Source organism: Pseudanabaena sp. UWO311, from assembly GCF_006937785.1.
Classification (GTDB): domain Bacteria; phylum Cyanobacteriota; class Cyanobacteriia; order Pseudanabaenales; family Pseudanabaenaceae; genus Pseudanabaena.
Genome location: NZ_SJEE01000017.1, coordinates 12,885 through 29,696, shown reverse-complemented (window position 1 = coordinate 29,696; position 16,812 = coordinate 12,885). Strand labels below are relative to the sequence as shown.

Sequence of the window (16,812 nt, the reverse complement as noted above, 5' to 3'; positions counted from 1 at the left end):
AAGATAATTAAAGACGGTGCTTTGCACCGTCTTTAATTATCTTGCTGAACCGCGATAGATGCGATTAGCTTGCTCAGGAGACATCCATGAAGGTAAATCTCCAGCATTTTTAGTCTCTACTTGCTGTGAACCATTCTGATACGCCGATGGAATGGGAGGAGCATCAGTATGAGTAAAGTTTTCACTTGACGAGCCGTTGGGATTGGCTAACAAAGTTTGTGGAACCTCAAAATCATCGGTCTCAGGATTGTAGGCAAGGACTTCACCTGACTCAATGTCATAAATCCATCCGTAGATTGACATCTTGTTTTGATGCAATTTAGAGCGAATTACTGGATAGGTTTTTAGGTTTTCGATCTGAGTGACGACATTCTCTGCCATCGTGATCGCCATCAGTTCTTCACCTTTAACGTCAGCATAATTTTCTTGAATCAAGCGGCGAGTTGACTCAGCATGTTGCAGCCATTCATAGACCAAAGGCATCTCGGTTCTTAGTTTTTCTAACTTGAGCAACCCTTTCATCGCCCCACAGTTAGAATGCCCACAGATAATGACCTGCTCGATCCCCAGCGCATGGATCGCATATTCGATCGCAGCGCCTTCACCACCATTAGCAGCTCCAAATGGCGGCACTAAGTTACCTGCATTACGGATGACAAACAGTTCGCCAACACCTGACTGGGTAATGAGATGGGGCACTATCCGCGAATCTGAGCAGGTAATAAACAACACACGCGGCTTTTGTCCATCGGCGAGTTGTTCAAAAATCTCTTGATTGGCAGGGAAATAGGACGATTGAAACTTGTGTAAACCCTTTAGTAGCTTTCTCATATACCAGTGTTGACCTTGGATGCCGCAATTTGTCACGTAATTAACTGATGTTACGTCGCAAGAATTCCTGTCATAGCTTAGATCTAGGGCTGGCACGGGGGCGCAGCCCCTACAAAATCTAAATTATTTAGGTAGGGGCAATGCCCCCGTGCTTGCTCTGTCACACTAGCAGCAACAGATCTATCATCTGTGTTTCACGTAACATCAGCTATTACTTTTAGTGTATAGCGGTTTGCGCTCCAGCTAAAAGGCAAAAGCTTTGCTTTGCAAAGCTTTTAATTTTTTATACCTGAGGAATTGTGCACCACATCGATCGCGTCAACTGAAAACCAAGCTTTACTGATATGCGATCGCCATTGATCAGGTATTGATAAGTTTTCTTTAAAATTTCATGAGTGGCGCAGTATATTCTTGCCACTGCATATTTGCGATTAGGCAGTAATACTCGCAAAAGTAACATCGTGCCACTTGACCATGCGATCGTCCGAAACTTGGTGTTCCTCTTTGGTGCAATCCATTGCAAATGTCTGCCACTAGATTGCAAATACGCACCAAAATCGCCCATTACCACAGGTATATTTGTCAGCATAGAGTTTATTGATCAGCTTAACCAAAATAATTATAAAAATATTTAGAAATATTCATCTATTGTCCTTCAAAAATCAATAGCTCTTTGGCTGAAATGATTATTTAGTTTGTAAAAAAAGCTAAAATCGCGGAGATACGCTTTGCGTGTTTTAATTCGTATTGCTGTACACACAAAGGAAATCATGGCAGTAGATCTGACTCGCGTTCAACCACCTCTCAAGGTTTATCCGCCCAAAGCCAATAAATTCATATTAAAAATCATACGAATATTAACGCCATTTTGGTTGCGGTGGCAATGTGGCATCAAGCAGATTGAAACCCGCTATATCGATCGCCTTGTTGAAGCTACAAAAAAGTTTCAGGATGGCAAAGCTCGTTATATGCTTGCTTTTCGTCATCCCACCACGGATGATCCCTTTGCAATGTTGTATTTGCTTGCCTACGCTGTGCCAGAAGAGGCAAGAGATATGGGCATCAAGTTAACTGCATTGCCCCATAGTGGGTTTGTGTACGATCGCGGCATTTCTCTATGGGCTGGAGATTACGTCAATTGGTTATTTCCAGCATTAGGAGGGATTTCCATTTTTCGCGGTAAGCTCGATCGCCTCGCACTAAGTTGGATGCGCAAACAAATTACGCATGGTGATGTGCCTCTCTCGATGGCTCCTGAAGGTGGTACAAATGGCAAAAGTGAAACGGTTGCTGAACTAGAACCAGGAATTGCTCAGATTGGTTTTTGGGCTGCCGAGGATTTGCTCAAAGAAGGGCGTACAGAGGAAATGTTAATCATTCCTGTGGGGATTCAATACGAATATTCGACTAAGGCTTGGGGAAAAATCGATCAAACAATCATCACGATTGAAAAAGAGTGTGGAATTATTAAACCCGCGATTACGCCTGATAACCGCTATCAAAGACTTTACGATTTGGGTAGTTATCTAGTGAAATGGGTTAGCGATTATTACAAAGCTTTCTACGGCAACTATGCCAAAATTAACAGCGAGAATACCAATCCCGATAATTTAGCAGCGAATTTGGAGGAACTAGCTGATCGCATTTTGAGTGTCGCGGAAATGAGTTTTGGGATCAAAGCAAAGGGTTCACCAATTGATCGCTGCCGTCGTCTCGAACAGGCAGGATGGGATCGGATTTTTCGTAATGACATTCAGGATATTGAAAAGTTATCTGGGGTAGAGCGAGGCTTTGCTGATCAATTAGCGCTCGAAGCTAGCTATAGTAACTGGCATATGCGAATCGCTGAAAGTATCATCGGTGTCACCAGTGACTATGTTCGCCAGCATCCTAGCCCTAGTCGCTATATTGAAGTTTTGAAATTAATGTGGAGCGTGTTACAGCGCGTCACCGAGCGAAATCAAGATTCTGCTTTTAAAGAAACTCCTAATTTTGGCGATCGCAAATTAACAATCTCAGTTGCCGAACCTTTATCAGTGTCGGAGCATCTAGCCGAATATCAATCTAGCCGAGCCGCCTCCAAGGAATGCACCCGCAAACTCACTGAAGATATTCATCGTGCGATGAAAGATTTGGTCGTGCCATCGGCTATATAGCTACAGTCACTTGTTTTCGGACAAATCAAAACCCAATAATCGATTGGCGGCGCGGAGCGCCGCCAATCGATTATTGGGTTTTATGTTTCATGTATACAAGCTTTGGCAATCTTCGAGATTGAGGCGCGATCGCGTCGCAATATTCATGGATGAAGTTTCGCCACGAGCGAGATGAATAGCTCCTGCACAGCCAATCATCGCTGCATTGTCCGTACATAAGCTCAAAGGCGGAAAAACAGCCCGAATGTTATGCTCTGCGGCACTGGTCACAAGGCGCGATCGCAAAGCACTATTTGCCGCTACACCACCAACCGCCACGATTGTTGATAAGTTGTGTTCAACTGCACATTTAACCGTGCGAGTTACTAGAGCAGTAGCGACTGTTTCTTGAAAACTGGCAGCAATATCCGCGATCGGTAACTCTTCACCATTGGGACTAAGCTTTTGGGTCAAGCGCAATACTGCTGTTTTTAAACCGCTAAAGCTAGAGTCATAGGGGAAATCAGGAATGCGCCCTTGCGGTAATTTGTATGCCTTGGGATCTCCCGCGATCGCAATCTTGTCAATTGCTGGCCCCCCTGGATAGCCTAAACCTAGCAATCGCGCAACTTTATCAAACGCCTCACCCGCCGCATCATCGCGAGTTTTGCCCATTACCTGATAGTCGGTATAGTCCTTGACTAAAATAATGCTGCTATGTCCCCCTGAAACTAATAGACATAAAAATGGCGGCTCTAAAGTTGGATCAGCCAATAAAGCCGAACAGATATGCCCCTCAAGGTGATGCACCGCTATCAAAGGCTTTTTATGTAACATCGCTAGAGTTTTTGCCGCCGTCACACCGATCATCAGCGAGCCAATCAGCCCTGGTGCAGTCGTCACCGCAATCCCGTCAATCTCAGCCCATGTTTTTCCTGATTCGTGATAGGCAAGGGCGATCGCAGGATTAATCGTCTCCACATGTTGCCGCGCCGCAATCTCAGGCACAACGCCGCCATACAGCGCATGGGTTAAAATTTGCGATGAAACCACACTGCTGAGAATTTGGCGATCGCATACAACTGCCGCCGCAGTTTCATCACAGCTAGATTCGATCGCAAGAATAGTAGGCATTTCTAAACAAAAATTAAGATGATCTAACTGCCGCGTCGCGGCAGTTAGATCATCTTAATTGATAATTTACTTTACAGGATGTGAAGATTGCTTTACCAAGGCGCGATCGCTGATATAGGATCTGAGGCTAAGTTCTCAAACGAAAATCTCGTTATTTTTGCCTATCTTATCAAAGGTAAATTAAGGTCAGTCCATGAAAAGACTTTTTGCTCTCATTCTAGTTATTAGCCTGTGGTTTGGCATTAGCCTTGCTGCAACCCCTGCTGCATACGCAGAATTCTCATTCAATGCTTTGACTCCTTGTGCCACCTCTTCTGCTTTTCAAGATCGCTTGCAAACTGAAGTTGATGGTTACACAGCCCGTCTAGCTAACTTCAAAGCTGGTAGCGGCCCTGCTGAATACCTCAAAGGTAAAATTGCTCAAACCGAAGCTCGCTTTGCAAAATATGCTAGCTCTGGCTTGCTTTGCGGTGAAGATGGCTTACCTCACTTGATCAGCGATGGTCGTTGGAGTCACGCTGGCGAATTCACCATTCCCGCCTTGATGTTTCTATTCATCACAGGTTGGATCGGCTGGGTTGGTCGTGCTTATCTGATTGCAATTCGTAAAGATCCAGCAACCGCAACTCAAAAGGAAATCATCATCGATCTTCCTCTTGCTGTTAAATGTATGCTGACTGGCTTTGCATGGCCCCTTGCCGCGCTCAAAGAGTTTGGCACTGGTGAACTGTTGGCTCCTGAAAATGAAGTTACCGTTTCGCCTCGCTAGTTTCTAAATCTAGCGATCGCTTTGCTAACTTTTCCAGAGTGTTGCGACAAATGTTTTAGTGCTCTGGGGAAAAATCAAAACTATCTAAAAGGAGAACTCCATTGAACGGCTTTTTATCTTCTGCTCCTGTCTTGGCTGCTGTATGGCTTACAATCACCGCTGGTGTATTGATCGAAGCTAACCGCTTATTCCCAGACACCTTGACATTTCCTTTCTAAATCTTTAGAAGCTTTAACTTAAGAGCATTGCTTTTAAATTAAATCCATAGATTTCATAACAAAAAAGAAGTAGAGCGTTAAACGCTCTACTTCTTTTTTGTTTTCTAGATTAATACCAATTCCCTTAAGTGTGACGACACTTTATCGCCTAATAAATCAAAATATCACCTATTACCCCCGTTTAAAGTTTGGCTTTGGTTGCGGTCATCATAAATGGGCGATCGCATCGATCTTCTAGTCTATAAGTTGCCATGAGATCGCCCAATCAATTACTAGTATCATAACCAGTCAATAGCCTCTGTCTTATAGCTTCTCTTTCCTTGAACCAATCAGACCAATCAAGTTTCCATCAAGATCTTTAAATTGGCACATATAAGTTCCATCCTCTCGATCTAATGGCCCTCGATAGAGTGTCGCTCCTAATTGCGTAGCCCGTGCTAGTGCTGCATCAAAATCTGTAACTTGCCAATAGGCGACATGTCCTGCGGCTCCTGATGGAACTTTATCATCTGCTTGATGAAACCACAGGTCTTGCGCTCCGACACGAATAAAGAAATGTTCAGGGTTTTCTAGCCATGTGATCTCAATGTCAAATAATTTAGAATACCAATCGGCAGCAGCACGACGATCAGCAACAAAATACATAACTTCGGAAACATATTTAAACATTATTAACTCTATGGAATTTTTTACAGTTCTAGCGATCGCCTATTCTCTGATTTGCCATGCGATCGCTCAGTAAATTGTTGATATACTAACCAGTCAATAAATTCAGATTTCTTTAATGCTTTGCAGTAGCCAATTTGTAAAAATATTACGCTCTAATTCCCCAGATGCTAAAGCCAAAATAATCACTTCTTGTTCATCAGTAGAGGCATTAATCTCAAGCCCATTTAGCACTAAGAATATTTCCATTGCTGCATGACCTGTACGCTTGTTACCATCCACAAAGGGATGATTCATCACGATTGAGAATCCTAGAGCCGCAGCTTTGTCAACAATTGTGGGGTAGAGATCTTCTCCACCAAATGTCATGCGCGGCTGTGCGATCGCCGATTCCAATGCGCCCAAATCACGGATACCCTCGGCTCCACCTGAGCGCTGGGTAACTTGATGATGGATATCAAGAATTTCTACTAATGTGAGATAACGAATCATGCTAAACGACGGTAGAGTTCAGCATTCTTTTGCAGTACATAACTTACTGCTTCGCTAAACTCCTTTTTGGGGCTAGACAACCAGGTTTCTATGCTTGCTTGTAGTAGAGCTTCTGGGGATACCTGACTCTCTTGAGCTAATTTATGTATTTTTTGAAGTTGCTCATCTGGAAGATTAATAGTAATAGAAGCCATCAAAAACCTCTTAATGTTCTAACTGACTAAGATTATAGCCTTGCGATCGCCTATTCTCTGATTTGCAATGCGATCGCCCAATAAATCAAATTATCTCAGTCCATCAAAGAGATTTTAATTAGAGGCAAGGTTCTTTGCGCCGTGAACTACAGCCAGAATATCTATTCTGTCGGAGCCAACATAATAAATAATGCGATAGTTTGCTTCAATGACTTCGCGTATTTGCTCTAAGTTAATTTCAGGCAACATCCTCCCTGAATTGGGAAATGTGCCAATTTGTTGCGATCGCTGTAATCAAGTCCACTAGTCGAGTCGCATACTGAGGCGAAACCTAAGCATGATAGCTATGAATTGCTGTCAACTGCTCGATCGCTTTGTTTGTCCAAAATACGTTCATGGTTGAAGTCCAAACTGCGATCGCACTTCTTCAACGGATTTCACTCGACCTTCTTGCCTATCTACTAGACCAGCTTCAACGGCTAGAATTACATACACTTGCTGCATGATGTCATCCCAAGTGCAGTTGTCAGGTAATTTTTCGATGAGGCTTTGGGCTTGCTGTTTGACGTTTAGTACTGTCATGGTTTAGCTTCCTCTAAAACTTTATCTTAGTATATTCAATTTAGATTATAGAATGTAGTAATTAACCTCAGAAATAGTAAATCTATGCAAATTAAAGCTGTTATTTGGCAAGAGGATGGCGTTTGGTGTGGTTCTGTTCCTGCGCTGAAAGGTTGCCATACTTGGGGAGACAGCTACGAACATCTATTGGAAATGTTGCAAGATGCTGTGCAGGCATGGTTAGAGGTTGCTAGTGAAAATCAAGATCTAGAAACTGATAAACAACTTGTTGAGCTATCCCTATGAAATCAATTTCAGGTAAGGCGCTTTGCAAAGTTGTTGAGCGCAAAGGATGGGAATTAAAACGGGTTACAGGTAGTCATCACATATACACAAAGCAAGGTTCTGAAGTAATTCTTTCTATTCCAGTTCATGGGAACCGCGATCTGCCAACTGGGACTCTCAAGAGCATTATGAAGGATGCAGGATTAAGTGAGAATGATTTGTAAGTTGTATTAGGTGCGATCGCCTAGTCGATGAGTTGCAATGCGATCGCCTAATAAATTGCCAATGTGATTAGCGATCGCTAAGTTTTTTCAATAATGCGTCGAACTTCTGCAACTTCAATTCCATCCCAAAGTTCAGAGATTGGGTGAGTTCTACCGTTCATAGCATCGTCCCAGCCTTGCTGAAAGCATTCCACCGCAGGATCTAGTTTTTGTTCTTGACTTGCAGTGATTTCTTGATTTAACAAGTCTCTCAGCTTTATTTTCTCTAGCAGTTCTAGAGATCGCATCATGTCGATAAGCGATTCAAAAGGGAGAGATAAATTTACGGTTACTTGGTTTGAAGGATTGTATTTAATCTCAACTTATGACAAAAGTTTAGTGATGTGGTCGAAGGCTGCAAGCTTTGCCGCATCTATTGTCTTGAAATTACCCCGAGCGTGATAAGCCGTCGAATCACCAGCCCCAACTGTCCATGCCCAACCATCAGCACGTCGATAAATGGTAATTCTATAACCATCAGCTTTAATAAGAGGATTGCCATTGCTAGATGTTTTCCAAGCCCTAGATGTCCAACGCTTACGTTTGCTTGCGCGGCTTTTCATGGATGCTTCACGTGCGCGAGATGCACTTAGATCTCCTTCCATATGCCCCGCACAAATACATCCAACTTGAAGCAATCCATCTCCATTTTGATATTCAGGATGTTTCATGTAATGAACAAATCGAATCTTTTGAGACTCACACATTTCACATTCGATTGAAGGCTCACCTAAGTCTTCAATATCTTCGCATACCCAACCTTTATGTGGAATACCAGCAGTAGACCATTTACCACGTTTTGATGATACGAGTTCTTCTTCGTTAATCAACATCATAAATTTATAGCAATTTTCAGATAAAAATAAATTTTCTCGACTCTATTTAGTTAACTTGGCTTGACTTTCTTTTTGCTTTTATTCTGTATCTTTTCAATTTTAGTTGAAAGTCAAAAACTCTTGAGCAATCATCTTAGAAAATATAGTAGTTAAGTAGTTAGACCAAATTATATATAAGTCTAGCCTAGGATTTGCAATGCAATTGCCTAATAAATCACCAATATCCTAATCAATAATTTCTAACAAAAAACATCTGAGAATCATTCATCTCGAATAGAAATTCCTGCTCTCATCAATGCATTATCAAAAGTATCCCATGATGGGTTAGTTTTTTTAAGTGGATGATTAATAATAAGACCTAGATGATAAGCAAAATCGCTAATAGTTAAATTGTTAATACTTTTTGGAATTGGGATTCTATGTCTATTATCTACACAAATACATAAGACATCGAAAACTCTTGTTCCTTCATAGTAAATATAAACTGGCAATCTCATTCCATCCTCTTTAGCAAAGCAATTCATCCAAGGCTCGATAAATCTTTCTTCAATATCGTAGTCTAGAACTATTTGAAGTTTAATATCCCTAGAATGAAAAAATGCTCCTGTTTCGTCATTGTAGTCGAAATCTTCTGGCTGAGAACGCATTATCTGATCAAGAACTTGATCTTTAGTAGTCGTTAATTTCACCCATCCAGAAAAGTGTTTTTGCAGTAAATCAGTATGTCCTGATAACTCTTGACTTATATCTTCCCAAAATAATATGTGAACTCTGAATTTTCTATTCAGTTTACGGATTTCTGCTTGTAACTTTGCATCTCTTAGTGCTGTAGTCATTATCAAATACTCTTTGAGAAGAGGATCAAAGTTTTCGGCTTTTATTATCTCCTTCTCAATAGTTGTAATGCATAGGCTATCTGTCTCCTTGCATTGTACACCAGCATAATCATATCCTCCTAGATGTTTAGGACATCCATAAATATCTACTCCATCTTGTCTTTGCCCTGAACGACCATGACGGGATAAATAGGGGACTCCCCACACTTTCTTCAAAACATCAGTACATATATCCTCAAATTCATCCCAAGATTTAGGGCGCGGAAGATTTGTCGTAGAAGGACTAGGCATAGTTTTTCAGGTTTAGTTACGATTAAGATAATTAATTTCATCAACTCATATTAATTTGAGAAAGCTCAGCTTGAATTTGCGGATCTTGTGCCATTGACGCTAATTCATTCTTAATCCGAATTTGATGCGCTATATGCTCCAAAAGCCATAACTGCTCAGTTATATTGAGAGCGTCTATGGATTTAGTAATAATCTTCAGTTCACTTGACCTTTCTCTAATTAGCATAATTTCTAAACTTGCTTAGCTCTGCTTGATTCAATATGAACAGGAGGTAATGATTAAGATTTACGCCATTCTTGCCCAAGACGAGTTACCTCATCAAAAGTCGTATCATTTTCAAAACTTCCAGCAACCTTTAGCCACCAAGGAGACTTTTTCTGTGTAAATGCAGATAGTATTTGCTTCATTTGCACTATTTCAGCCTCTAAAGTTGCTACTCGTGCTTCCAAAGATTGAGAATCTGCAATTTTTTGAGAGAGCATATAAGTGTTGACTACAAGTTTTGATAGCTATTGTAGCAAGACCTATATGCTATTTTTTGCGATCGCCTCTCTAATCGTAATGATGGGCTTATGCGATCGCCTTGGCTACTGAGTTTTGCTAAACTAGAAATAACTTGAGCGAGATAAAGATAAAATGACTACCTTAGAAATAGCGATCGCCAAAATAAAAAGCTTACCTGCCGAACAGCGCAACGAAGTGATTAGATTTATTGAGTTCTTAGAATTCAAAGTAAACAAACCTATTGATAGTCAAGAAAAGATAAAAACTGAAGAGAAAGAGATCTCTTTTGCTGAAGCCGCCAAAGACTTTATCGGTTGTTTAGATAGCAATCTGGAAGATCTATCTTATAACCCCAAATACATGGAAGGATTTGGCAAATAATGCAAAAAAACGTCATTCTCGATACAGGGGTTTTGGTAGCATTCCTCATGCCTAGCGATAAATACCATCATTGGGCTGTGTCGTCATTGCAAGCGGCTAAATATCCTGTCTTAACCTGTGAGGCAGTTGTAACTGAAGCCTGTTTTTTATTACAAAGAATCCCATCAGGGCGAGAAAAAGTCTTGCAATTAGTCAAGCAAGGATATATTCAAATCCCTTTTTGTCTGAGTGATGAAATTGAACAAATCGAAACCCTAATGCAGCGTTATCAATCAGTACCAATGTCTCTAGCAGATGCTTGCCTAGTCAGGATGTCGGAAATTTATAACCAGACTTCAGTTCTGACAATAGATAGTGATTTTAGAATTTACAGAAAGAATCGCAATCAAGAAATTCCCGTAATTATGCCTGAATTGGATAGATAATTGAGCGATCGCCTTGCCAAATCGTGATGATAGGCATAGGCGATCGCCTACAATCTATGGCTTCTGTTCAGGGAACATACACTTATCAGAATCGCAACCCGCAGGCCCCGCCTCCATCAACTCACCCGAATCATAACGCAACAAACTTGCGTAAAAATCATCAGACTTGCGACGTTCTAGCACCTCAGCACTGAGCTTCTCATAGGTAGCCTTATCAATTGGCTCAAAAGGCAAACGGGGGAAAGTTTGCAGGTCATCGAAACGCGCCAATAGCGCCGCCGAGATATAACCCTCATCATCACGAATCGCTTCGTAAATCTTCTTCCCTAAAGGCTCAATTTCATGTTCGCGCAACTCCAAGGTTGCGGAAGTATTATGACGGGTGTAATGCTTCTGCACCTGCATATAGAAATCAAACTGCGCCATCACATCAAACTTACTGATGTCTACCTTGTCCGCACCGTCAAGGTCAGCCCAAGACACGCTCACAGGAATCTCTACCAGCCATTCTGTACATCTCGGATCGAAAGGATCGTTTAGCAATTGTCCATTCTCATCCTTATCTGATTGCGAAGGAATAATGCTATAGCCATAGTCCATGCAAGCCCGCGCCACAGGATCTTCCTTACGGAAAGTAATCCGACGGATAAAGCGTTGCGCCTTCGGTGGATGCCAACCTGGGGAAGCCCCTGTCAGTAAGGATTTTGTTCCCGCAGGTTGTGTTGTCGTGCAACGATTCGGGCGGCGTAAGCCATGCGCGTCGCAATATTCCCAAACCGTCTGATGTACAATCTCACGCCAGCGATTTAGATAATTGGCTTCCTTCTCTTTGAAGTCTAGACCCTGCACAGTGTCAGGACGACCTGCTTCAAACCAGCGCAACCATTCCACACCAAAGGCATGAACGAAGAAATCAAATAGTCCCGTAAAGGATACACCGACAATCGGATCGACATCACGGCTAAATTGATAGCGCTTCTCGATGAATTGATGATTAAGCAGTGACGCTACTGATAAAGCCCCTGCTTTAAAGGCTGCTTCTTGTTCTTTTTCATCCTTAGGATTAATTAGATTAAGATGCACTTCCGAAAGGTTGCAATGGAAATCAGCTCCCAAAATTTCGCCGCAGGGATTCAGAGCATAACGCTGTAACCGATGCTCTAACTCGCGTTCAGAGACTTCAGGTTGATGCGATCGCAACCATTCTTTGCCTTCTCCTTTCACATAAGCAGCTAAGAAATCACGCTTGAGTTCGGGAGTTGTAATCAAGTCAGCATTAGAACGTGCGATCGCCTCACCTGCCCATTGAATTGCACCTTCCCCAGAATAGTATTGCTTGCGAACTGCATCCACACATTCCTGCTCAGTCGGTTTGCGATGGAAGACACGGGTATGATTCGCCATTCTCAAAGCGTCACGCTCAGGATCGATGCGCCAGTTACCTGCTTCATCCTGCTGCCAGAGATTATCCTTTGCGACAGAGCCTAAAACATCTTCAGAGGAAAATTGACGCATTCCGGCCGATCGCCTAATATTTCCTGCCACGATACAAACTGCGGCTTCATCGATGAGGATGCAGCACTCGACTGAGGTGAGTTGACGACCGATCGCTTTATTTAAAATGTTGGCGCAGCGATCGTAAAGCGTAGGCAACTTAACAGGATTTGCCATACCGCCGAAACCTTTGAGGGCTTCACCACTGGGGCGCACATCGCTGATATCAACAGTGACTTGGACAGGCTTAGCTGCGTCAAACTTTTCATCGCTGCATAGCTCTAATAGAGATTGATAGGACTTGACCCAACCTTGACGACTATCACCAACGAAGAACTTGACAGCATTGTTGGCATAGTCAAATTCGACCTCGGTATTGTGGCGGCGATCGCTAACAGGTGTTGCCCCGATCGCACCGATCACATTTACTTGCAACTGGTTACGGATTACAGGCAATTGGCTAATGTACTGAGGCTCTAATACGCCACCCGTACCAGATCCTTGCATGGCGAGATCCATCATCAAGCCAAAGGAGCGCCAGTCGATCACATTGGTGCTGGTGCAGTTATAAGAGCCTGAGAAATTTTCGGGGCGATCGACCCATTCCGTACCGCCAACCCACAGCCAACGTCCAGAGGTGAGTGACTTTAGCTGTTTCTGCATTTTGTCGATCAGGTCAGCTTGTTCTTTGGTCAGCTTACCGAGCGTCTTTAAACCTGAAAGTGTGCGATCGCATACTTCAGCCCAGCTTTCGCGTTTGTTATTATACTTACGGCTATATGTCCTGAAAAATACAGGATAAGCGGCAGGAGCGCTTTCGGGGAATCTAACCTCTTTGGAGAGGAGGGTGAGTTCTTGCACCATAAAAAATGCTTTTGTTTTAACGATGAGTCAGATAATACCTTAACTCACATTTAGCGTCAAAAGTTAAATAAAAATTATTGATCACACTATTAGTAGGTTTTCTTTTTTGCAGTAGGGTGTGTTAGCCATAGCGTAACGCACGCTTTAACTTTAACCGTGCGTTACGCTGCGCTAACGCACCCTACTACTGGCTACTACTGCTAATCTTCAGAGTTATAAGTCCCTCGAAACAAAATAAGAACTTAAAGTCTTTGCACCCACGCATCGGGCGCAAAGACTTTAAGTTCTTATTTTTCGCTGTAGACTTCTGCGACTTCCCAACCTTCGGGCAAGCCATTTTTTTGATATTTTTCGCACCGATCGAAGTACAACTGCGCCGCCACATCTTGCGGATTGATCTGCAAAATAGCCTGAAAAGATTGCTGGGCAAGGTCAAATTTTTGCTGATAATACAATACAATTGCTTCCTCAAAATCGCTTCTGGTGAGTTTTTTAGTTGTTGTTGCGACACACTGTCGCTATCGTAAATTTCAAAAACAGCAACAGCCTCTTTCTTCCCCTTAACCTTCACGCGATCTAGAAATCTATAGCCGTACTGTTCCATATTTTCTAATTGGAATAGTACCTTTTCACTAATTGCGATCGCTGTTCCATATTGTTTTGTCAATCCTTCCAAACGTGAAGCTAAATTCACGGCATCAGCAATTACCGTACCTTTCATCCGCTGAGTGCCGCCGATTGTTCCTAGCATCAAACTGCCTGTATGCAAGCCTATTCCAATTTTAATCGGTACTTCTCCTCTCTGTTGGCGGGATTCATTGTAAAGAGCCACCTTCTTTTGCATCGCGATCGCACTAAGTACAGCATCATTAGGCGACTCTGGGAAAAGAGCCATCACTGCATCACCGATATACTTATCAATAAAGCCATTGTGGGAATGAATCTCAGGTGTGACGATACTGAGATATTCGTTAATAAATAGGACTTACGCAAATCAACCAAGAACTAAAGTTCTTGGCTCAAAGCTCAAGTCAGTTAAAACTGATTAAAGAAAGCCTCAAACCAACCTGTTTCAACAGGTTTAAGCTTTTAGCCCGCAATTTATTGCAGGGCAGATGCGTAAGTCCTAATAAAGTTAAAGTTCTCCTGTGGCGACAGCCCTTCCTACTGACTGGTAAACGAGCGAATATCAGCGAAAAGAACAGTCATTTCCTGATCACCGATCTATCTGGCACAGGCAAATTTACGCAACATTTTGAAAAAGCAGCGAATATAGTACTTAATACCAAAACACAAAATGGCTGCGCCACTTTGTGTTTTGGTATCATACCCATCAATTGAGGCGCTAAGCCTCAATAATGACACGGACATTGCCGCGTTTTTTATTAACACGACAAGCAGTAGTATCTCCAGAACGCTCAAACTCTAAATCCAGTAATGTTTGTCCGATCCGCAAATTCTGAATTGATAGGCGATTAATGGAGTTAAGTAGACAGGGATCAAGAATCCGAAGCTGATTATTTGGTGCATCGGGGACAAAATTGACCATGACCGCGATTAATTGGAAAATGCTTCCCGTTGCCCAAGCTTGCGGTGAACAGGCGACTGGATATTGGACTGGAAGAGTAAAGCCATCTTGCTCATATCCACAAAACAGCTCAGGTGGGCGGTGATATGGTTGTGCAATGGTCATATCGATTAAACCTTGGGCAATTCTTAACGATTGCTTCACTAAACTATGCGATCGCATACCGACGGCAATCAAACTATTATCATGGGGCCAGACAGAACCGATGTGATATCCCATAGGATTATATGCGGGAGAAAGACTACTCAGAGTCCGAATACCCCAGCCATTGAACATATCAGGAGCATTTAAACGGGCTGCGACACTGATTGCCTTTTCATGATGGAAAATGCCCAAATTTAGGCAATGACCAGGATTAGAAGTAATGCTATCAACAGGCTTGCCTTCTCCATCTAAGGCAAGAGCGCAGTAATCTTGTTCGGGTAGCCAAAAATCTTGATTGAACCGCAATTTTAAATCTTGAGCCTGCGATCGCCAAAGTTCTGCTAGATCAAATAACTGCCTTTTTTCGGCTAATTCACTCATGCGGATCTTTGCCGCATACACATAGCCCTGCACTTCACATAAAGCGATCGCCCCTTCTGCTAATTCTCCTTTACTATTGATGATACAGTTTTCCGAATCTTTCCAGCCCTGATTGAGCAAACCTTTTTTTGAGGAACGATAATAACTGAGATAGCCTGTTTCTTGGCAGTTGCGATCGATCCATGCCATCGCTGAGATTGCGTTTGGCCATAGCTGATCTAAGGTTGCCTGATCGGCAGTCCAAGCATAATATTCGGCATAGAGCATTAACCAAAGAGGCGTAGCATCGATAGTGCCATAGTAAGGAGTGTGTGGAACTTCGTGACAACGCGCCATTTCTCCCAACCTAATTTCATGGAGAATTTTCCCCTTTTGTTCATCTTGCCATTCGTTATCAACTTTTCCTTGAAAATAAGCAAGGATAGAGAGAGTGTCTCGGGCAATCATCGGATCTAAAACTAAAGTTTGTGAAGCAGAAATTATGGAATCCCTCCCAAATAAAGTCGAAAACCAAGGAACTCCCGCCGAGAGAAAATTATGCTTTTCAGATGTCTGTCTAAGCAAATAAATATCCTGAGCGGCGCGATCAATTACCTGATTTAGCGATTTATTATCAGTTTGAATTCTCGTAATTTGCTCTGTCCAAAGTTTTTCTTCCAACAACTCTTCCGTTTTCGCCTGTGCAAAATTTTCGGGGACGCTAACGATTGAGGTTGGACAATTATTCGTGAATAAATGAATACGATATCCTAAAGTCCTCGACTCGTGAGCTGCCAAATCTAAGTGCCAGATGGCTGTATAGCCTTGAATTTCTTGGGGTTGAAAAGAATCAAATTGAATTCGCGATTCCATCAAAGCACCATCTAGTCCCTCATAGGCAAGCACAATTTCCTTAGGTAAGATTTCCGCAGATTTCTGATCATGATTCGGTAGATAGCGAAGAAAATTACCCCTTTTTTCACGCTTAGTTCCTCTCACTTCAAATAAATCCTGAAAATCAGCATCCAAGCTCAAACTAAGCATAAAACTAACGGGATGTGTATTGTAGTTAGTTACTTGTGTTTGCTCAAAAAACCCCCCTTTAATCGCAATTTCACGATGGATATCAATAGTTTCTGCTTTAATTTGATCACCCTTTTCATTGTTGATTTCGGGATTTGAACATAAAACGGTCATCGCAAAGCCTTTTCGTGCAGTGCTACTAAACGAAATAGGCGATCGCCCATTAATTTGTAGCTCTAAGCGACTCAGAAACCTTGTGTCACGACAAAACAAGCCCATACTATCTTCGATCCCACCAAGGCGGCAGCTAAGGTCAGAGATATTCCCCAAGGTATCGGTAATCAAGAATAAATCATCATCTTTCAAAGTCAGTGTGGAAATAGGATGTTCCCCAATTACACAATTCCATGGGGCGATCGCATTGCGATCAATAGGAATATATGTCCTTCCTCCGACTTCAATGGTAACAGGTTCAATTGTTGCTAGTTGTTCTGTATCGGGCATATTACTCAGTTGG

23 protein-coding genes are annotated in these 16,812 nt (G+C 42.4%); 7 read left to right on the top strand and 16 right to left on the bottom strand.

Going from position 1 to position 16,812, the window contains the following annotated elements; genetic code table 11:
- Positions 1-36 precede the first annotated feature (36 nt).
- Both PseudUWO311_RS14045 and PseudUWO311_RS14040 read right to left on the bottom strand, forming a co-directional pair.
- A complete protein-coding gene (locus PseudUWO311_RS14045) occupies positions 37-831 on the bottom strand; it encodes a carbonic anhydrase (RefSeq protein WP_142655893.1) in 795 nt (264 codons plus the stop codon).
- A gap of 283 nt (positions 832-1,114) precedes the next feature.
- Positions 1,115-1,420 (bottom strand): hypothetical protein, encoded by a 306-nt coding sequence (locus PseudUWO311_RS14040; RefSeq protein WP_142655892.1) that lies wholly within the window; start codon positions 1,418-1,420, stop codon positions 1,115-1,117.
- A gap of 181 nt (positions 1,421-1,601) precedes the next feature.
- Between PseudUWO311_RS14040 and PseudUWO311_RS14035 the strand changes: the two genes are divergently transcribed.
- Positions 1,602-2,987, top strand: a complete 1,386-nt coding sequence (locus tag PseudUWO311_RS14035; RefSeq protein WP_142655891.1) for a 1-acyl-sn-glycerol-3-phosphate acyltransferase — start codon at positions 1,602-1,604, stop codon at positions 2,985-2,987.
- 87 nt (positions 2,988-3,074) lie between these two features.
- On the opposite strand, the gene tsaD is transcribed toward PseudUWO311_RS14035, so the two are convergent.
- Positions 3,075-4,100 (bottom strand): tRNA (adenosine(37)-N6)-threonylcarbamoyltransferase complex transferase subunit TsaD, encoded by a 1,026-nt coding sequence (tsaD, locus tag PseudUWO311_RS14030; RefSeq protein ID WP_142655890.1) that lies wholly within the window; start codon positions 4,098-4,100, stop codon positions 3,075-3,077.
- 193 nt (positions 4,101-4,293) lie between these two features.
- Here tsaD and PseudUWO311_RS14025 point away from each other — a divergent pair, with 193 nt between their 5' ends.
- On the top strand, positions 4,294-4,869 hold the full coding sequence (locus PseudUWO311_RS14025; protein WP_142655889.1) for a Photosystem I reaction center subunit III: 576 nt from the start codon (positions 4,294-4,296) through the stop codon (positions 4,867-4,869).
- A 101-nt stretch (positions 4,870-4,970) separates the two neighbouring features.
- Entirely contained in the window at positions 4,971-5,087 is a 117-nt protein-coding gene (locus PseudUWO311_RS14020; RefSeq protein WP_103667310.1) for a Photosystem I reaction center subunit IX, read from the top strand.
- A gap of 303 nt (positions 5,088-5,390) precedes the next feature.
- Here the strand turns inward: PseudUWO311_RS14020 and PseudUWO311_RS14015 are convergent, their stop codons facing one another.
- From PseudUWO311_RS14015 to PseudUWO311_RS13995, 5 genes are all read right to left on the bottom strand, one after another.
- Positions 5,391-5,756 carry a VOC family protein gene (locus tag PseudUWO311_RS14015; protein ID WP_142655888.1) on the bottom strand — a complete coding sequence of 122 codons (366 nt, stop codon included), beginning with the start codon at positions 5,754-5,756 and terminating at the stop codon, positions 5,391-5,393.
- Positions 5,757-5,858: 102 nt separating this feature from the next.
- Positions 5,859-6,245, bottom strand: a complete 387-nt coding sequence (locus PseudUWO311_RS14010; RefSeq protein WP_142655887.1) for a type II toxin-antitoxin system death-on-curing family toxin — start codon at positions 6,243-6,245, stop codon at positions 5,859-5,861.
- A complete protein-coding gene (locus PseudUWO311_RS14005) occupies positions 6,242-6,439 on the bottom strand; it encodes a DNA-binding protein (RefSeq protein WP_142655886.1) in 198 nt (65 codons plus the stop codon). Before PseudUWO311_RS14005 ends, PseudUWO311_RS14010 begins: the two co-directional genes overlap by 4 nt.
- A gap of 114 nt (positions 6,440-6,553) precedes the next feature.
- Complete coding sequence (locus PseudUWO311_RS24410; RefSeq protein ID WP_411729884.1) at positions 6,554-6,688, bottom strand: type II toxin-antitoxin system RelE/ParE family toxin; 135 nt, start codon at positions 6,686-6,688, stop codon at positions 6,554-6,556.
- A gap of 144 nt (positions 6,689-6,832) precedes the next feature.
- A complete protein-coding gene (locus tag PseudUWO311_RS13995) occupies positions 6,833-7,021 on the bottom strand; it encodes a hypothetical protein (protein WP_142655885.1) in 189 nt (62 codons plus the stop codon).
- Positions 7,022-7,105: 84 nt separating this feature from the next.
- Between PseudUWO311_RS13995 and PseudUWO311_RS13990 the strand changes: the two genes are divergently transcribed.
- Positions 7,106-7,306, top strand: coding sequence for a type II toxin-antitoxin system HicB family antitoxin (locus PseudUWO311_RS13990; protein WP_142655884.1), 201 nt, complete (start codon positions 7,106-7,108; stop codon positions 7,304-7,306).
- Positions 7,303-7,509, top strand: coding sequence for a type II toxin-antitoxin system HicA family toxin (locus PseudUWO311_RS13985; RefSeq protein WP_142655883.1), 207 nt, complete (start codon positions 7,303-7,305; stop codon positions 7,507-7,509). Before PseudUWO311_RS13990 ends, PseudUWO311_RS13985 begins: the two co-directional genes overlap by 4 nt.
- Positions 7,510-7,586: 77 nt before the next feature.
- On the opposite strand, the gene PseudUWO311_RS13980 is transcribed toward PseudUWO311_RS13985, so the two are convergent.
- From PseudUWO311_RS13980 to PseudUWO311_RS13960, 5 genes are all read right to left on the bottom strand, one after another.
- Positions 7,587-7,799: a hypothetical protein gene (locus tag PseudUWO311_RS13980; protein ID WP_142655882.1), complete on the bottom strand. Its 213-nt coding sequence runs from the start codon at positions 7,797-7,799 to the stop codon at positions 7,587-7,589.
- Between the two features lie 72 nt (positions 7,800-7,871).
- Complete coding sequence (locus tag PseudUWO311_RS13975; protein ID WP_142655881.1) at positions 7,872-8,384, bottom strand: hypothetical protein; 513 nt, start codon at positions 8,382-8,384, stop codon at positions 7,872-7,874.
- A gap of 260 nt (positions 8,385-8,644) precedes the next feature.
- On the bottom strand, positions 8,645-9,511 hold the full coding sequence (locus PseudUWO311_RS13970; protein WP_142655880.1) for a hypothetical protein: 867 nt from the start codon (positions 9,509-9,511) through the stop codon (positions 8,645-8,647).
- 40 nt (positions 9,512-9,551) lie between these two features.
- Positions 9,552-9,737, bottom strand: a complete 186-nt coding sequence (locus PseudUWO311_RS13965) for a hypothetical protein (RefSeq protein WP_142655879.1) — start codon at positions 9,735-9,737, stop codon at positions 9,552-9,554.
- Between the two features lie 53 nt (positions 9,738-9,790).
- Complete coding sequence (locus PseudUWO311_RS13960; RefSeq protein WP_142655878.1) at positions 9,791-9,994, bottom strand: hypothetical protein; 204 nt, start codon at positions 9,992-9,994, stop codon at positions 9,791-9,793.
- A 154-nt stretch (positions 9,995-10,148) separates the two neighbouring features.
- On the opposite strand from PseudUWO311_RS13960, the gene PseudUWO311_RS13955 reads away from it, so the two are divergent.
- Positions 10,149-10,397: a hypothetical protein gene (locus PseudUWO311_RS13955; RefSeq protein WP_142655877.1), complete on the top strand. Its 249-nt coding sequence runs from the start codon at positions 10,149-10,151 to the stop codon at positions 10,395-10,397.
- A complete protein-coding gene (locus tag PseudUWO311_RS13950) occupies positions 10,397-10,822 on the top strand; it encodes a type II toxin-antitoxin system VapC family toxin (protein ID WP_142655876.1) in 426 nt (141 codons plus the stop codon). Before PseudUWO311_RS13955 ends, PseudUWO311_RS13950 begins: the two co-directional genes overlap by 1 nt.
- A 54-nt stretch (positions 10,823-10,876) precedes the next feature.
- Here the strand turns inward: PseudUWO311_RS13950 and nrdJ are convergent, their stop codons facing one another.
- The 3 genes from nrdJ to PseudUWO311_RS13935 all read right to left on the bottom strand — a co-directional run bounded on the left by nrdJ (position 10,877) and on the right by PseudUWO311_RS13935 (position 16,799).
- The gene (gene nrdJ / locus PseudUWO311_RS13945) at positions 10,877-13,180 is read right to left on the bottom strand and encodes a ribonucleoside-triphosphate reductase, adenosylcobalamin-dependent (protein ID WP_142655874.1); all 2,304 of its coding nucleotides are present in this window, start codon (positions 13,178-13,180) and stop codon (positions 10,877-10,879) included.
- A gap of 184 nt (positions 13,181-13,364) precedes the next feature.
- On the bottom strand, positions 13,365-14,075 hold the full coding sequence (locus PseudUWO311_RS13940) for an adenylate/guanylate cyclase domain-containing protein (protein ID WP_411729878.1): 711 nt from the start codon (positions 14,073-14,075) through the stop codon (positions 13,365-13,367).
- Between the two features lie 450 nt (positions 14,076-14,525).
- Complete coding sequence (locus PseudUWO311_RS13935; RefSeq protein ID WP_142655873.1) at positions 14,526-16,799, bottom strand: amylo-alpha-1,6-glucosidase; 2,274 nt, start codon at positions 16,797-16,799, stop codon at positions 14,526-14,528.
- Between the last annotated feature and the right edge of the window lie 13 nt (positions 16,800-16,812).

What these genes read in the sequence shown, in the direction of transcription:
- PseudUWO311_RS13980 (WP_142655882.1), bottom strand. Translation starts at nt 7,799, where the DNA reads ATGATGCGATCTCTAGAACTGCTAGAGAAAATAAAGCTGAGAGACTTG.
- PseudUWO311_RS14045 (WP_142655893.1), bottom strand. Translation starts at nt 831, where the DNA reads ATGAGAAAGCTACTAAAGGGTTTACACAAGTTTCAATCGTCCTATTTC.
- PseudUWO311_RS13990 (WP_142655884.1), top strand. Translation starts at nt 7,106, where the DNA reads ATGCAAATTAAAGCTGTTATTTGGCAAGAGGATGGCGTTTGGTGTGGT.
- PseudUWO311_RS14015 (WP_142655888.1), bottom strand. Translation starts at nt 5,756, where the DNA reads ATGTTTAAATATGTTTCCGAAGTTATGTATTTTGTTGCTGATCGTCGT.
- PseudUWO311_RS13965 (WP_142655879.1), bottom strand. Translation starts at nt 9,737, where the DNA reads ATGCTAATTAGAGAAAGGTCAAGTGAACTGAAGATTATTACTAAATCC.
- PseudUWO311_RS13960 (WP_142655878.1), bottom strand. Translation starts at nt 9,994, where the DNA reads ATGCTCTCTCAAAAAATTGCAGATTCTCAATCTTTGGAAGCACGAGTA.
- nrdJ (WP_142655874.1), bottom strand. Translation starts at nt 13,180, where the DNA reads ATGGTGCAAGAACTCACCCTCCTCTCCAAAGAGGTTAGATTCCCCGAA.
- PseudUWO311_RS13995 (WP_142655885.1), bottom strand. Translation starts at nt 7,021, where the DNA reads ATGACAGTACTAAACGTCAAACAGCAAGCCCAAAGCCTCATCGAAAAA.
- PseudUWO311_RS14010 (WP_142655887.1), bottom strand. Translation starts at nt 6,245, where the DNA reads ATGATTCGTTATCTCACATTAGTAGAAATTCTTGATATCCATCATCAA.
- PseudUWO311_RS13975 (WP_142655881.1), bottom strand. Translation starts at nt 8,384, where the DNA reads ATGATGTTGATTAACGAAGAAGAACTCGTATCATCAAAACGTGGTAAA.
- PseudUWO311_RS13950 (WP_142655876.1), top strand. Translation starts at nt 10,397, where the DNA reads ATGCAAAAAAACGTCATTCTCGATACAGGGGTTTTGGTAGCATTCCTC.
- PseudUWO311_RS14005 (WP_142655886.1), bottom strand. Translation starts at nt 6,439, where the DNA reads ATGGCTTCTATTACTATTAATCTTCCAGATGAGCAACTTCAAAAAATA.
- PseudUWO311_RS13935 (WP_142655873.1), bottom strand. Translation starts at nt 16,799, where the DNA reads ATGCCCGATACAGAACAACTAGCAACAATTGAACCTGTTACCATTGAA.
- PseudUWO311_RS14025 (WP_142655889.1), top strand. Translation starts at nt 4,294, where the DNA reads ATGAAAAGACTTTTTGCTCTCATTCTAGTTATTAGCCTGTGGTTTGGC.
- PseudUWO311_RS14035 (WP_142655891.1), top strand. Translation starts at nt 1,602, where the DNA reads ATGGCAGTAGATCTGACTCGCGTTCAACCACCTCTCAAGGTTTATCCG.
- PseudUWO311_RS13940 (WP_411729878.1), bottom strand. Translation starts at nt 14,075, where the DNA reads ATGGCTCTTTTCCCAGAGTCGCCTAATGATGCTGTACTTAGTGCGATC.
- tsaD (WP_142655890.1), bottom strand. Translation starts at nt 4,100, where the DNA reads ATGCCTACTATTCTTGCGATCGAATCTAGCTGTGATGAAACTGCGGCG.
- PseudUWO311_RS24410 (WP_411729884.1), bottom strand. Translation starts at nt 6,688, where the DNA reads ATGTTGCCTGAAATTAACTTAGAGCAAATACGCGAAGTCATTGAAGCA.
- PseudUWO311_RS13955 (WP_142655877.1), top strand. Translation starts at nt 10,149, where the DNA reads ATGACTACCTTAGAAATAGCGATCGCCAAAATAAAAAGCTTACCTGCC.
- PseudUWO311_RS14040 (WP_142655892.1), bottom strand. Translation starts at nt 1,420, where the DNA reads ATGCTGACAAATATACCTGTGGTAATGGGCGATTTTGGTGCGTATTTG.
- PseudUWO311_RS13970 (WP_142655880.1), bottom strand. Translation starts at nt 9,511, where the DNA reads ATGCCTAGTCCTTCTACGACAAATCTTCCGCGCCCTAAATCTTGGGAT.
- PseudUWO311_RS13985 (WP_142655883.1), top strand. Translation starts at nt 7,303, where the DNA reads ATGAAATCAATTTCAGGTAAGGCGCTTTGCAAAGTTGTTGAGCGCAAA.